At 73.7% G+C, this 13,202-nt stretch carries 16 protein-coding genes; 10 read left to right on the top strand and 6 right to left on the bottom strand.

Going from position 1 to position 13,202, the window contains the following annotated elements; translation table 11 throughout:
- Positions 1 to 76 precede the first annotated feature (76 nt).
- Positions 77 to 1,348 (top strand): type VII secretion-associated serine protease mycosin, encoded by a 1,272-nt coding sequence (mycP, locus tag ABZW10_RS27495; RefSeq protein WP_355370690.1) that lies wholly within the window; start codon positions 77 to 79, stop codon positions 1,346 to 1,348.
- Here the strand turns inward: mycP and ABZW10_RS27490 are convergent.
- Together ABZW10_RS27490 and ABZW10_RS27485 are read right to left on the bottom strand one after the other, a co-directional pair.
- Positions 1,339 to 1,908: a GNAT family protein gene (locus ABZW10_RS27490; protein ID WP_355370687.1), complete on the bottom strand. Its 570-nt coding sequence runs from the start codon at positions 1,906 to 1,908 to the stop codon at positions 1,339 to 1,341. The genes mycP and ABZW10_RS27490 overlap by 10 nt on opposite strands.
- Positions 1,909 to 1,980: 72 nt before the next feature.
- Entirely contained in the window at positions 1,981 to 2,628 is a 648-nt protein-coding gene (locus ABZW10_RS27485) for an NAD(P)H-binding protein (protein WP_355370685.1), read from the bottom strand.
- A 123-nt stretch (positions 2,629 to 2,751) separates the two neighbouring features.
- On the opposite strand from ABZW10_RS27485, the gene ABZW10_RS27480 reads away from it, so the two are divergent.
- Both ABZW10_RS27480 and ABZW10_RS27475 read left to right on the top strand, forming a co-directional pair.
- Positions 2,752 to 3,225 carry a helix-turn-helix domain-containing protein gene (locus ABZW10_RS27480; RefSeq protein WP_355370682.1) on the top strand — a complete coding sequence of 158 codons (474 nt, stop codon included), beginning with the start codon at positions 2,752 to 2,754 and terminating at the stop codon, positions 3,223 to 3,225.
- Positions 3,222 to 3,794 (top strand): DinB family protein, encoded by a 573-nt coding sequence (locus tag ABZW10_RS27475; RefSeq protein WP_355370679.1) that lies wholly within the window; start codon positions 3,222 to 3,224, stop codon positions 3,792 to 3,794. Before ABZW10_RS27480 ends, ABZW10_RS27475 begins: the two co-directional genes overlap by 4 nt.
- Before the next feature lie 149 nt (positions 3,795 to 3,943).
- On the opposite strand, the gene ABZW10_RS27470 is transcribed toward ABZW10_RS27475, so the two are convergent.
- Entirely contained in the window at positions 3,944 to 4,441 is a 498-nt protein-coding gene (locus ABZW10_RS27470) for a hypothetical protein (protein ID WP_355370677.1), read from the bottom strand.
- Positions 4,442 to 4,991: 550 nt separating this feature from the next.
- Complete coding sequence (locus tag ABZW10_RS27465; RefSeq protein ID WP_355370674.1) at positions 4,992 to 5,750, bottom strand: hypothetical protein; 759 nt, start codon at positions 5,748 to 5,750, stop codon at positions 4,992 to 4,994.
- Positions 5,751 to 6,006: 256 nt separating this feature from the next.
- On the opposite strand from ABZW10_RS27465, the gene ABZW10_RS27460 reads away from it, so the two are divergent.
- Positions 6,007 to 7,035 carry a hypothetical protein gene (locus ABZW10_RS27460; RefSeq protein WP_355370672.1) on the top strand — a complete coding sequence of 343 codons (1,029 nt, stop codon included), beginning with the start codon at positions 6,007 to 6,009 and terminating at the stop codon, positions 7,033 to 7,035.
- A 27-nt stretch (positions 7,036 to 7,062) separates the two neighbouring features.
- On the opposite strand, the gene ABZW10_RS27455 is transcribed toward ABZW10_RS27460, so the two are convergent.
- Both ABZW10_RS27455 and ABZW10_RS27450 read right to left on the bottom strand, forming a co-directional pair.
- Positions 7,063 to 7,653 carry an isochorismatase family protein gene (locus ABZW10_RS27455; protein WP_355370669.1) on the bottom strand — a complete coding sequence of 197 codons (591 nt, stop codon included), beginning with the start codon at positions 7,651 to 7,653 and terminating at the stop codon, positions 7,063 to 7,065.
- A gap of 232 nt (positions 7,654 to 7,885) precedes the next feature.
- Entirely contained in the window at positions 7,886 to 9,202 is a 1,317-nt protein-coding gene (locus tag ABZW10_RS27450; RefSeq protein WP_355370667.1) for a nicotinate phosphoribosyltransferase, read from the bottom strand.
- A gap of 199 nt (positions 9,203 to 9,401) precedes the next feature.
- Here ABZW10_RS27450 and clpS point away from each other — a divergent pair, with 199 nt between their 5' ends.
- The 6 genes from clpS (at position 9,402) to ABZW10_RS27420 (ending at position 13,196) form a co-directional block, all read left to right on the top strand.
- The gene (gene clpS / locus ABZW10_RS27445; protein ID WP_030308112.1) at positions 9,402 to 9,695 is read left to right on the top strand and encodes an ATP-dependent Clp protease adapter ClpS; all 294 of its coding nucleotides are present in this window, start codon (positions 9,402 to 9,404) and stop codon (positions 9,693 to 9,695) included.
- Between the two features lie 88 nt (positions 9,696 to 9,783).
- A complete protein-coding gene (locus ABZW10_RS27440) occupies positions 9,784 to 10,368 on the top strand; it encodes a DUF2017 domain-containing protein (protein WP_355370665.1) in 585 nt (194 codons plus the stop codon).
- 231 nt (positions 10,369 to 10,599) lie between these two features.
- Entirely contained in the window at positions 10,600 to 12,057 is a 1,458-nt protein-coding gene (locus ABZW10_RS27435; protein WP_355370662.1) for an amino acid permease, read from the top strand.
- Between the two features lie 54 nt (positions 12,058 to 12,111).
- A complete protein-coding gene (locus tag ABZW10_RS27430) occupies positions 12,112 to 12,543 on the top strand; it encodes a M67 family metallopeptidase (protein WP_355370660.1) in 432 nt (143 codons plus the stop codon).
- A 151-nt stretch (positions 12,544 to 12,694) separates the two neighbouring features.
- Complete coding sequence (locus ABZW10_RS27425; RefSeq protein ID WP_310593142.1) at positions 12,695 to 12,814, top strand: putative leader peptide; 120 nt, start codon at positions 12,695 to 12,697, stop codon at positions 12,812 to 12,814.
- A 103-nt stretch (positions 12,815 to 12,917) separates the two neighbouring features.
- Positions 12,918 to 13,196, top strand: a complete 279-nt coding sequence (locus ABZW10_RS27420; RefSeq protein ID WP_355370657.1) for a MoaD/ThiS family protein — start codon at positions 12,918 to 12,920, stop codon at positions 13,194 to 13,196.
- Positions 13,197 to 13,202: the final 6 nt, after the last annotated feature.

Raw genomic sequence — 13,202 nt, 5'->3', positions numbered from 1 at the left:
CCCGGGCCGATCGATCGGTTGCCCTGTGGCCGCTGCAGCCACAGGGCAACCTCTGCGCTGAGTGGGGTGGCGGGACTTGAGGAGCTGGCGTCTGGGTCGCGGCGCGGCGATGCTGCTGGCGGGCGGACTGTTGGCGACCGTGGTCGCGGGGCCTGCCCACGCCGACAATGTGCGCGATGCGCAGTGGCCGCTCACGACGTACCGGGCGGAGTCGGCGATTTGGCCGGTCTCCCAGGGGGAGGGCGTCACAGTCGCCGTCATTGACAGTGGTGTGCTGAAGGACCATCAGGACTTGGCGGGGCAGGTGCTGACCGGGGCGGATTTCACCGGACAAAATACCGACGGTACGGAGGACGCGGGCGGCCATGGCACTGGCATGGCAAGCCTCATCGCCGGTCATGGTCATGGAGCCGGCGCCGGCATCATGGGCCTGGCCCCGAAGGCCAAGATCCTTCCGATCCGGGTCATGCTGGAGCAATCACTCCTGCCACAGTCGGACATCGCCAGAGCTATCCGCTACGCCGTCGATCACGGTGCGAAGGTCGTCAACATGTCGATCGGTGGACCCTCCGGAGCCGACCCCGAGGAGCGCGCGGCGGTCAAATACGCGCTCGACAAGGACGTGGTTCTGGTAGCGAGCACGGGAAACGACGGTGACAAGCAGGGGACCGTGGATTACCCGGCGGCCTTTCCCGGGGTCGTGGCGGTCGGCGCGGTGGACCGGAGCGGGCTGATCTGGAGCAAGTCGAGTTTCGGCCCCGAGACCACCCTGGTGGCGCCGGGTGCGGAGGTTCCCCATGCGATCGCCAAGTCGACGAGCGCGCATGGCATGGGCAATGGCACCTCGGCCGCCACCGCCTACGTCTCCGCCACTGCCGCGCTGATCCGGGCGAAGTACCCGGAGCTCTCCGCAGGGCAGGTCATCAACCGGATGATCAAGAGCGCCACACCGCCCGCCGACGGCTCGGCGGTGCCGAATGCGCGGTACGGGTACGGGGTGCTGTCGCCGGCGAAGGCGTTGGAGGCGAACCCGGCGGTGGACGGGGGGCCGCGGGACAATCCGCTGGCCGGACGGGCGGAGGCACAGGCTGCTCCGACGGTGCCGCCGGCCGAGGAGGAGTGGCAGTCGCCGCCGCCGGTGACGGTGCCGGCGAACCAGGAGAACAGCGGCGTGAAGTGGGTGCTGCTGGGCACGGCCGGGCTCGCGGGAGTGGTGCTGCTGGGGGTCGTGGTGACGGTGCTGCTGGTGGTGCGCGGGCGTCGCCGGCGGGAGCGGGAGGCTGCCGCCGCTGCGGCGGCGTACCAGGGGTATCCGCCGCCGCAGCAGTGGCCGCCGTATCAGGGGTGAGCGGCGAGCCACTCGGGGCGTAGGGCGGCCATCCGCAGGACGTCGTGGTACTCGCCGGCCCAGTGGTGGGCCTGGCGGGCGCGGCCCTCGTGCTGGAAGCCGGCCTTCTCGTAGGCGCGGGCGGCGCGCGGGTTGTAGGCGAAGACCTCCAGGTGGACGCGGTGGAGGCGGACGGTCGCGAAGGCGTGGCGCAGGAGCAGCAGGGTGGCCTCGGTGCCGACGCCGCGGCCGGTGCTGTCGGGGGTGAGGGCGATCCGGTAGCCGGCCGAGGCGCTGTCGGGGTCGAGGTCGTTGAGCGCGAGTTCGCCGAGGAAGCGGCCGGTGGCGCGGTCCTCGACGGCGAGGTCGAGCCGGTCGGGCCGGTCGGGGCGGGTGGTGCACCAGTCGCGGATCTCGTCGTGGGTGAAGGCCCGGCGGGTGCCGGTGAGGCGGTTGGTCTCCTCGTCGGCGGTGAACCGCCACATCGGGTCGGTGTGCCGGGCGCTCAGCGGGACGAGGGTGACGGTGGCTCCGGGCAGGGTCGGCTTGTGCGCGAGCGCGCCGGGGTCGAAGGTCGGCATGGTGGCCAGGGTGGACCGGAACGCTCCGCTCCGCCAGTGAATTCGCCTGCCCGGAGGTTCACCGCCGATGTGTCACTCGGCGACGGCGATCTGCTCGCGGTGGCGCAAGTCCGGGCCGGTGAGCTGGTCGGTGACGGCGGCGGCGAGGTCGGCCTGGGCGATCCGCTCGCCGAGGACCTGCGGGCCGCCGGTCCGGTAGCGGCCGGTGCCGGGGGCGGTGCGGTCGAGGTCCAGGGGCGGGGTGACGACGACCCAGTCGAGGGTGGTGGGGGAGTCCCGGAGCAGGTCGAGGGCGGCGGCGTGGCCGAGGGAGAAGGCGCGGTGGGCCGCGGGGAAGCCGGGGTCGTCGTGGAGGGCGACGCCGGGGGCGGTCTCCAGGGTGGTGGCGATGCCGACGTGGACGAGCCGGCGCACGCCCGCGGTGCCGAGGCCGGTGACCAGGGCGCGGGTGGCGGCGGGGTAGAAGTCGAGGGAGGGGACGTCGGGGGTGTAGACGGTGCTGACGGCGCCGGCGTGGCCACGGGCGGCGTCGGCGACGGCGTCGGGGTCGGTGACGTCGCAGGCGGTGAGGGTGACCCCGGGGTCGGCCAGATCGGCGTGCCGTCCGGGGGTGCGGACGGCGGCGGTGACGGTCAGTCCGCGCCGGCGGGCCTCGGCGACCACGGCGCGGCCGACCTGGCCGCCGGCGCCGAACACGATGACATCGGTGGTGGGGTTCACGGCGGTCTCCGTCCGTCCGGGCGGGGCGCTGATCGCCGCCCGCCGACGCCGTGACGGTAGAACGGGGGGTGCCGGTTACTTCAACGGTACCGGCGGGCACACCCGTTCGGTTACCTTCGGGGCATGACTCGGACCGTGCCCGCACCGTTGCCGCCGGACTTCTTCGACCCGGACTGCCCGGTGCAGCGGGTTCCCGTGCTGGGCAGCCGGAAGTGGGCGTGGAAGATCGTGCGCTGCCTGGAGGGTGGCCCGCGCCGGTTCTCGGAGCTGCGGGTGCCGCTGGTGGGGATCACGGCGAAGGTGCTGGCCGAGTCGCTGCGGTCAATGGAGTACGACGGCGTTGTCAGCCGGACGGAGTACGCGGAGAACCCGCCTCGGGTCGAGTACGCGTTGACGCCGCTCGGTCGGACGCTGCTGGGGCCGATGGACGCGGTCTGCGACTGGAGCCGCGCCAACCTGTCCGAACTGCTCGCCGCCCGGGAGGCCGCCGAGGCCGATGAGGCCGCGGAGGGCGGCGGGGCTGGCAGGATTTCGGCGACCGCTGGCGCTGACGCCGCTGGTGGGGGCGGTCAGGGCGCGGCCATCCTGGGGACATGACCACTTCCGAGGACAGCGGCGGCCTGACCGGCGACGACGCGATCGTGCCCGACACCAAGGACTGGACGTGGGTGCTGGAGCGCCCCTGCCCGGACTGCGGGCTGGACGCCGGCGCGGTCGGCCGGGGGCAGGTGGCCGGGATGATCCGGGCCAACGCGGCGGGCTGGGCGGGGGTGCTGGCCGGTGAGCCGGAGGCGCTGCGCCGCCGTCCGCGTCCGGAGACCTGGTCGGACCTCGAGTACGCGTGCCACGTCCGGGACGTCTTCCGGCTGTTCCACGTCCGGCTGAACCTGATGCTGGACCGGGACGACCCGCTGTTCGCCAACTGGGACCAGGACGAGACGGCCGTCGCCGAGCGGTACGGCGAGCAGCGGCCGGAGGCGGTGGCGGAGGAACTGGCGCGGGCCGCGGAGGTGCTGGCGGCGGCGTTCGAGGGGGTGACGGGCGCGCAGTGGGGGCGTACCGGCAACCGCAGCGACGGGGCGCGCTTCACGGTGGAGTCGTTCTCCCGCTACCTGATCCACGATCCGGTCCACCACCTGTACGACGTCACGGGCGAGCGGGTCTGAGCGGGTCTGAGCGGGCCTGACCCGTGGGCCCGAGCGGGCCTGACCGCGGGCCTCAGGCGGCCCCGGGCGGGCCCGGGAGGGGCGGGCCCGAGCGGCGGCGACGGAGCCGGCGAGGGTGGTTCCGGCTCACGGTCGTCCCGCTCCGGGTCTCACCAGCCGGAGGCCTCGCGGAGCATGGTGCGGCGGAGTCGGCCGGCCACGCTGGCGGTGTCGGTGCCGATGACGTCCGCGATCTCCGGCGCGGCGAGGCCGACGACGTAGTGCAGGATGGCGAGGTCGTCGTCGGCGGGCCGGCCGGGGCGGTCCGCCGGACGGTCCGCGGCGCGTTCCTGGACGGGCTCCTCGGCGTCGGGGCGGTCGGAGGGTCGGCCGCTCCGCCGGGTGTGGTCGCCGACGGTGTCGCGCAGGATCTGCCAGGCGTGCGCGGTGGGGTTGGAACTCCCCAGCAACTCGCGCCACTGGACGGCGATTTCGGCGAAGGCCTGTTGGACGGCGCCGGCCGCGCGGTCCGGGTCGGGCAGCCAGACCCGGGCATAGCTGAGGTACCGCGGCCGGTGCAGCTCGCAGAACGCCGCGAACTCCAGCGGTACGGCGGGTTCGCCGGGCCCCTGGGGCGGCTCGGCGGTGCTGTCATGACGTTGGGTCATCTCGGCTTCTCGGCAAGTGAGATGGGCTTCTGACGGTCGATCATCTGTGCTCACTCTACGGTAGGCGCTCGGTGCGCTCGGTTACCAATCGACTGGATTGCCCGGAAGGCGCCGCCGCGCGGCCGGTTCCGGCGGTGGCCGGGTGGGGACCGGCGGGCGGTGCGGCGGTGGCGGACGGGCGGGGAGTGGTGCGCAGTGGTGTCAGAGGCGTGGGTGCGGAGCGTCGTGGCCGGTCAGCGGGGTGGAGCGGCCGGTGGCGGCGGCCGGTCGGTGCGACATCGCAGAGGGTGTGATGTGCCACCGTAGGCGGTCCGGAGGCTCTCGTCCACGTCTGCGGCGCGAAGCCGCACCCGCACCACCGGGCGCACCACCGTTCACGCGCCGGCCGGGTCGTGTCGGACCGCTCCGGGCTGCGGCGATGCCGCGCACGGGCCTGGCCCCGGTGGCCCCGGGCGGGGGCGGGGTGATGGGCCGGCCCCGTCGCACGCATCCCGCGTGCCCGGCCCTTCGACGGTGGATCGCCGTGTACGAGTTAGAAGTTGACGAACGGTCAGGTGCTGCTGCGGCGGCCCTCGGCCGAGCCGACGCGGTCGTCCGGTGCGGCGCCCCGGGCGAGCTGGGCGGGGAACGCCTCGACCGCCCGGCGGCGGGCGAGCCGCGCGGCCGCCGCAGCCGCGGCCCCTGCGGTCCCGGCCGCTTCCGTGGCGGCGGTCAGTCGCTCCCGCTCGTGCTCCCGGCCCCGGGCGTCCGCGGCTCCGTGCTCCGCGGTCGCGTGCTCCACGTCCGTGCGTCCGGCGTCCGGCCGGGCCTGCTGGGTCTGCTCGATCTCGTGGGTCTGCTGGGCCTGTTGGGCCTCCTGTTCCTCGTGGGCCGCGTCGTGCGCCACCTCGTCGACGGCTTCCTGGGCGGCTTCGTGGACGGCCTCGCGCGCGGTCTTGGCGGCGGCCCGCAGCCGGGCGGCTCCGGCGCCCCGCCGGGCCCGCCCGTCGGCGGTGCGCGCCGCGTGTTCCTCGGCCGCCTGTCTAGCCGCCAGGTAGGCCTGGACAGCTGCCATCCCGTAGACGGGCTGGATCAGTTGGTGGCCCTTGAAGAAGGGGCGGGCGGGGGCGAATCCGGCGGCGACCACGAGGTCGCGGATCTCCGCTATCTCCGCTTCGCTGCGCGCGGTGAAGCGGACCTCCCAACCCTTCTTGTAGGTATGGCCCTGTGCGCCGCTGCGGCGGGCCGGGTCCGGCCGGCGGACGTATCCGGGCAGGCGTCCGAGCCGGAGCTGGGCCGCGCGGAGGCCGGCGGTCTCGTCACGTGACATGTACTAAGGGTAGGCAATCCGGCGGGCTGGAGTGACGCCCGGAGGTGACTTCGCCGTATGTGCTTGATCACGCAGGGTCAGACGGCCTGGTGGCTGATCGATGATGATCGAGTATGACAACCAGATGATCACCCATTCCTCCGAATGGGTGAGGGTATGAGGACTTTAGTGCAGCCTGATCCCGGTTTCGCGACGGTTGAGTAACAGTGCGTCAGGCGGCCGGAACTCGCTCCCTGGCGTTGGGGATGGTGTCGGCATGAACTACCGGATTCCCATGCCGCCGCCGTCCCTGGAGGAACTGGCGCGCCGTCAGCAGAACGTCCTCACCGCCGGCCAGCTGCGCGCCCGGGGTGTGCCGGCCCGGATCATCAGCGAGCACTGCCGCCGCGGCGGCCCCTGGCGGCGGCTGCTGCCCCGGGTCTACCTGCTGCAGTCCGGTGACCCCTCGCCGGAGCAGCGGATGTGGGCGGCGCTGCTGTACGCGGCGCAGAACGGCCGGGAGGAGGGGCGCCGCGAGGGGGCGGCGATCACCGGCGCCGCCGCGCTCGCGCTGTACGGCTTCGCGGCCGTGCCCCGGCTGCCCGCCCTCACCGGGGTGGACGTGCTGGTGCCCCGCCAGCGGCGGCTGAAGGACGCCGGTGAGGTGCGGATCCGGCGCACCGGGCGGGAGTTGGTGGCGCGCTCGGTGCACGGGCTGGCCTGCGCCCCGGTGGCCCGGGCGGTCGCCGACGCGCTGGGCGAGTGGATGTCCGGCGAGCGGGCCGGCGGGGGAGCGGGCCGGCCGGTGCCGGTCCGGGAGGTGCTCCACGAGGCCGTGCGCCGGCCCGAGCTGCGCTGCCCGGTGCACGAGCTGGCCGCCGAGCTGGCCGAGTGCGGGCTGGTCGCCGACCCCCTGGTGCGGGCGGTGCTGGACGGTCTGCTGGCCGCCGAGCGGGACCGGGTGCTGGTGCTCGTCGGCGAGCTGGCCGACGAGTGGCTGCTGCCCGCCCCGCTGACCGGCCCGGAGCTGCGGATGCGCGGCGGCACGTACGTCGCCGTCCCGGACCTCTACTGGCCGGAGGCGGGCGTCGCGGTCGAGGTCGACTCGGAGGCGCGCTGCCTCGGCGAGGCCGAGGCGGCCTGGGTGCGCGGCGGCCGGCACCGGATGGAGTACCTGGGGGTGCGGGTGGTGTACGTCTGCGCCGCGCGGCTGGCCGACGATCCGGGCGCGGTCGGCGCCGAGCTGCGCGAGGCGTTCCGGCAGGGCGGCACCGACGTGGTGGAGCTGACGGTCACCGAGCACTGACCGGCCGGCCGGCCGCCGGAGCGGGGCTCAGCCCCCGACGACCGGCGCGCCGACCAGCTCCACCCCGGCCGCCCGCAGCTCGTCCAGCGCGGCGGCGGTGGTGGGCGCGGCCACCCCGGCGGTCAGGTCGAGCAGCACCCGGGTGGTGAACCCGGCCCGCACCGCGTCCAGCGCGGTGGCCCGGACGCAGTGGTCGGTGGCCAGGCCGACCACGTCCACCTCGGTGACCTGCCGCTCGCGCAGCCACTCGGCCGGCCCGCGGCTGTTCTCGTCCACGCCCTCGAAGCCGCTGTACGCCGCCGCGTAGGCGCCCTTGTCGAAGACCGCCTCGATCGCGCCGGAGGTGACGGACGGGGCGAAGTTGGGGTGGAAGCCGACCCCCTCGGTGCCCGCCACGCAGTGCGCCGGCCAGCTGTGCACGTAGTCGGGGTCGTCGGAGAAGTGGTCGCCCGGGTCGATGTGGTTGTCGCGGGTGGCGAGGATGTGCCGGTAGCCGGGCGAGGACTCGGCGATGAGGTCGGTGATCGCGGCGGCCACCTCGGCCCCGCCGGCGACGGCCAGGCTGCCGCCCTCGCAGAAGTCGTTCTGCACGTCGACGACGATCAGTGCCCGGTGCATGGCTGGCATTCCTCGGTCTGGTGGGGTCCTGCGGAGGACTGGTGGCGGGGACGTGAGGGGGCCTCACGGTCCGTACGGGGGAACTCTACGTTCGACTGTAGGCAGTGGCATCCGGGGGCGGAAGGCCCGGGCCCGGTCCGGACCTTCCGCCGTCCACGGAGCGTCCACGAAGCGTCCCCGGGCCGCCGGCGGGAGCCCCCGGGCCGCCCGGCAGCCGCCCGCGGGCCGGGCGTCACACGTGCAGTTCGGTCGCCAGCACCGGGTCGCCCTTGGAGAGCTGGGTGGCCGACAGCGGCAGGGCCGCCCGGGCCCGGACGTGCCGCTCGCGCGCGGCCTCCAGCGTCTCCCGGCCGACCACCTCGCCGGCCTTGATCAGCGGCACCTGCACCAGGTGCGGCGCCAGGGCGTCCGGGACGGGGCCGGTGCCGACCACCTCGGCCTCCGCGATGCCGTCCGCGTCCGGCCGCCGGGCCGCCCACTTGCGCCCGCCGATGCTGGTCTTGCCGCCGGCCGCGCGCTTGGCGACCGGGACCAGGGGGCCGTCCGGCCCGGCGGCGCGGGCGACCAGCTTGTAGACCATTGCGCAGGTCGGCTGCCCGCTGCCGGTGACCAGGCTGGTGCCCACGCCGTAGCCGTCCACCGGGGCGGCGGCCAGCGCGGCGATCGCGTACTCGTCGAGGTCGGAGGTGACGATGATCCGGGTGCCGGTGGCGCCGAGCTCGTCGAGCTGGCGGCGGACCCGGTGGGCGAGCAGCGTGAGGTCGCCGGAGTCGATCCGGACGGCGCCCAGCTCGGGGCCGGCCACCTCGACGGCGGTGTGCACGGCCTCGCGCAGGTCGAAGGTGTCGACCAGCAGGGTGGTGCCCCGGCCCATCGAGTCGATCTGCGCCCGGAAGGCGTCCCGCTCGCTGTCGTGGACGAGGGTGAAGGCGTGCGCGGCGGTCCCGGTGGTCGGGATGCCGTAGGTGAAGCCGGCCTCCAGGTCGGAGGTGGCGGCGAAGCCGGCCACGTACGCGGCGCGGGCGGCGGCGACGGCGGCCCGCTCGTGCGCGCGCCGGGCGCCCATCTCGATCACCGGGCGCCCGCCGGCCGCGGACGTCATCCGGGAGGCCGCGGCGGCGATCGCCGAGTCGTAGTTGAGGATCGAGAGGATCACCGTCTCCAGGATCACCGCCTCGGCGAAGCTGCCCTCGACGGTCAGCAGCGGCGAGCCGGGGAAGTAGACCTCGCCCTCGGGGTAGCCGTGGATGTCGCCGGTGAACCGGTAGTCGGCGAGGAAGCGCAGGGTGTCCTCGTCGACCACCCGCTGGGCGGCGAGCCAGTCCAGCTGGGCGGAGGTGAAGCGGAAGTTCTCCACCGCGTCCAGGACCCGGCCGGTGCCGGCCAGCACGCCGTAGCGCCGGCCGGCGGGCAGTCGGCGGGTGAACACCTCGAAGACGGAGCGGCGGTGCGCGGCCCCGCTGCGCAGGGCGGCCTGCAGCATGGTGAGCTCGTAGCGATCGGTGAGCAGCGCGGTCGAGCCGGCCGCGGGCACGGGAGTGGCGTCCATGCGGATGATGCTACTACCCCTTAGCGTCAATGTGACGATTTCTCGGCGCGGAGATCCTTCCAGCGCGTCGCGCCCCCGGGGCGGAATCGCCCGCCGGTCCCCCGGATGGCAGCATGGGGCAGGAGGGGCACGTGGAAGCCACGTGACGGCCGGGTGGGAGCCACCCGGGAACCGAACTGAGCGGCAGGAGGATCCGGCGGTGAGTGTCGCGCCCGTGGAGATCGAGCGCCCGGAGGTCGAGGGCGTACCGGTGACGGAGCCGGACACCCCGTGGGTCACCATCGTCCACAACGATCCGGTCAACCTGATGAGTTACGTCCAGTACGTCTTCCAGGCCTACTTCGGCTATCCGAAGGACAAGGCCCGGAAGCTGATGATGGAGGTGCACACCAAGGGCCGGGCGGTGGTCTCCAGCGGCTCGCGCGAGGAGATGGAGCGCGACGTGCAGGCGATGCACGGCTACGGCCTCTGGGCGACCCTGCAGCACGACTGACCGCACGACCCGACCGCACGACCGGCCGTACCGGTGGCCGTGCGGCCGCGGACCACTGGAACCGACGAGGACGGGCTGACCGATACCGATGGCTGGGTTGTTCGAGAGTGGCGGCGCCGGGGGCGCGGTGCTCGCGCTGGACGAGCTGGAGGCCTCCATCCTGCGCTCGCTGGAAGTGCAGATGCTGGAGCTGATCGGCCCCGGACCGGGCGGCGACGGGGACGGGGCCGGCGACCCGCTGGCGGCGCTGTTCGCCGAGGGGCCGACCGAGGCGCCCGACGATCCGGCGCTGGCCCGGCTCTTCCCGGACGCCTACGGGGATCCGGACGGGCCGGCCGACCCGCGGTCCGCCGAGGCCTCCGGGGAGTTCCGCCGCTACACCGAGCTGGACCTGCGGGCCCGCAAGCGGGACGACGCGCTGCACGTCGTCCGGGCGCTGGACGGCCTGGGCGGCGAGGGCGGCCTGGTCAGCCTGGACGCCCCGGCGTGCCTGCGCTGGCTGGGCGCGCTCAACGACCTGCGGCTGGCCCTGGGCGTGCGGCTGGAGGTCACCGAGGACGACGAGCAGGGCCTGTACGACCTGCCGGACGCCGACGACCGCAAGCCGCTGGTGATGGCCTACCTGTGGCTCGGCGCCCTGCAGGAGTCGCTGCTGGAGGCGGTCGCCGACTGACGCCCCGGAGGCGCCCCCCGGGGGCGCCTCCCACCCGTTCGGCCGGGCCCCGGCCGCTCGTCCGCATGCTGGACGGGCGGCCGGGGCTTTTCCGTCCAAAACGGGCGAAAACCTATCGAGTCATGCTCAAATATCGCTCAGATGGACACCGGTATCCGGATCGTGCGTGGTACGACTGCTGCCCCACCCCCGCGAGTGCCACCCGCGACATCCCATCCAGGACGGTGCAGCATGGCCGAACAGCTCTACGACGAGGTCGTCGACGCCCGACCGGACGAAGAGGGCTACCACCGGGGTCTGGGCAGCCGCCAGATCCAGATGATCGCGATCGGCGGCGCCATCGGCACCGGCCTGTTCCTCGGCGCGGGCACCGCGATCTCGAAGTCCGGCCCCAGCCTGATCCTGTCCTACGCGGTCGCCGGCGTGGTGATCTTCGCGATCATGCGGGCGCTCGGCGAACTGCTCACCTACCGCCCGGTGGCCGGCAGCTTCGCCGAGTACGCGCGGGAGTTCCTCGGCCCCTTCGCCGGCTACGTGACGGGCTGGACGTACTGGCTCTTCTGGGTTGTCACGGGCATGGCGGAAACCACCGCCGCGGCCGTCTACGTGAAGTTCTGGGCCCCCGGGATCCCGCAGTGGCTCTGCGCGCTCTGCTTCCTGGTGCTGCTCTACGGGGCCAACCTGATCTCGGTGAAGATCTTCGGCGAGATCGAGTTCTGGTTCTCCATGGTCAAGGTCACCGCGATCATCGGCGTGATCCTGATCGGCATCGGGGTGCTCACCCTCGGGTTCAGCGACGCCGGCGACACCGCGTCGATCACCCACCTCTGGCAGGACGGCGGCTTCTTCCCCAAGGGCGTCGGCGCCACCGTGATGACCCTGCAGATCGTCATGTTCGCCTACCTGGGCGTCGAACTCGTCGGCGTCACCGCGGGGGAGAGCGAGAACCCGAAGAAGACCCTGCCGCGGGCCATCAACACCCTGCCCTGGCGGATCGCGCTGTTCTACATCGGCGCCCTGGTCGTCATCCTGTCGCTGGTGCCGTGGACCGAGTTCCAGCCCGGCGTCAGCCCGTTCGTCGCCACCTTCGGCAAGATCGGCATCCCCGCCGCGGCCGGCATCATCAACTTCGTGGTGCTCACCGCCGCGCTCTCCTCCTGCAACTCCGGCATGTACTCCACCGGCCGGATGCTGCGCGACCTCGCCCTGCGCGGCCAGGCCCCCGGGCGGCTCACCCGGCTCAACGGCCACCGCAGCCCGGCCGCCGCGATCACCGCCTCCGCGCTGCTGATGGGCCTCGGCGTGGTGCTCAACTACCTCGTCCCGGCCAAGGCGTTCGAGTACATCACCTCGGTCGCCACCGTCTGCGGCCTGTGGACCTGGGCGATGATCCTGATCTGCCAGATCCGCTACCGCCGGGCCTGGAAGGGCGGCCACCTGCCGCCGCCCTCCTTCAAGGCCCCCGGCGGCGCCTGGAGCAGCTGGGCCGCGCTCGCCTTCCTGGTCATGGTGGTCGTGCTGATCGCCCTGGACGAGTCCAACCGGATCTCGCTGTACGTCTTCCCGGTCTGGGCCGTGCTGCTGGTCGCCGGCTACCGGGGGCTGCGGCGCCGCACTCCCACCGCGGTGCACGCGGTCGCCCACGACCACCTGCACGTGCCGGGCGACGGTGGCACCGGGGCCCGCTGACCGAGCCTCGGACGCCCCGGCGGTCCACCGCCGGGGCGTGGCTATCCTGGCGCCATGCTGACCATCACCCGAGAACTGCGCGACGCGATCGTCGCCCACGCCCGCGCCGACCATCCGGACGAGGCCTGCGGCGTGGTCGCCGGGCCGGAGGGCAGCGGCCGCCCCGAGCGGTTCATCCCGATGCTCAACGCCGCCCGCTCGCCCACCTTCTACGAGTTCGACTCGGGCGATCTGCTCAAGCTCTACCGCGAGATGGACGACCGGGACGAGGAGCCGGTGATCGTCTACCACTCGCACACCGCCACCGAGGCCTACCCCTCCCGCACCGACGTGAGCTACGCCTCCGAGCCGAACGCCCACTACGTCCTGGTCTCGACCGCCGAGGGAAACGGTGCCGGGGACCCGTACCAGTTCCGCTCGTTCCGCATCGTGGACGGCGTGATCACGGAGGAAGACGTCCAGGTCGTCGAGGCCTATCCGGCCTGACCCGCACCCACCTGGGCGAGGCCCGCCGACCGCCCGCGAGCGGTCGGCGGGCCGTTGCCGTTTTCGGGCCCGTCCCGACATGAGGGACGAACTCATCCGCATCCCGAGACGGGCATGGAGGAGCGGGCCCGGGAATCTATACGATGAGCCCATGCGTTCCGTCGATGTGAGCACTCAGGCCCCGGGCACCCGCCTCGTGGCGCGCCTGCACATCGACCTGTGCCGGCACGCCGGCGCGATCTGTCCCGGTACGCCGGCGCGCTCGCGCTGAGCCGCCCGTCCGGCCCGCCCGTGGAGACCACCGCCCCGGGCCGCAACGCCCTGCCGCGCCCGCTGCGGCCCACCCACCTCACGACTCGCACAGGAGCGCACCCATGGCCATCGAGGTCCGCATCCCGACCATCCTCCGCACCTACACCGACGGCGCCAAGGCCGTCGAGGGCACCGGCAGCAACCTCGGGGAACTCTTCACCGACCTCGACGCCCGCCACCCGGGCATCGCCGCCCGCCTGCTGGACGGCGGCGAGCTGCGCCGCTTCGTCAACGTCTACCTGAACGACGAGGACGTCCGCTTCCTGGAGGGCATCTCCACCGCCGTCGCCGACGGCGACAGCGTCACCATCCTGCCCGCCGTGGCCGGCGGCGCCCGCTGACCGCCA

Source organism: Kitasatospora sp. NPDC004723, assembly GCF_040609255.1.
Lineage (GTDB): Bacteria > Actinomycetota > Actinomycetes > Streptomycetales > Streptomycetaceae > Kitasatospora.
This window is presented reverse-complemented; position numbering and strand designations above follow the sequence as displayed.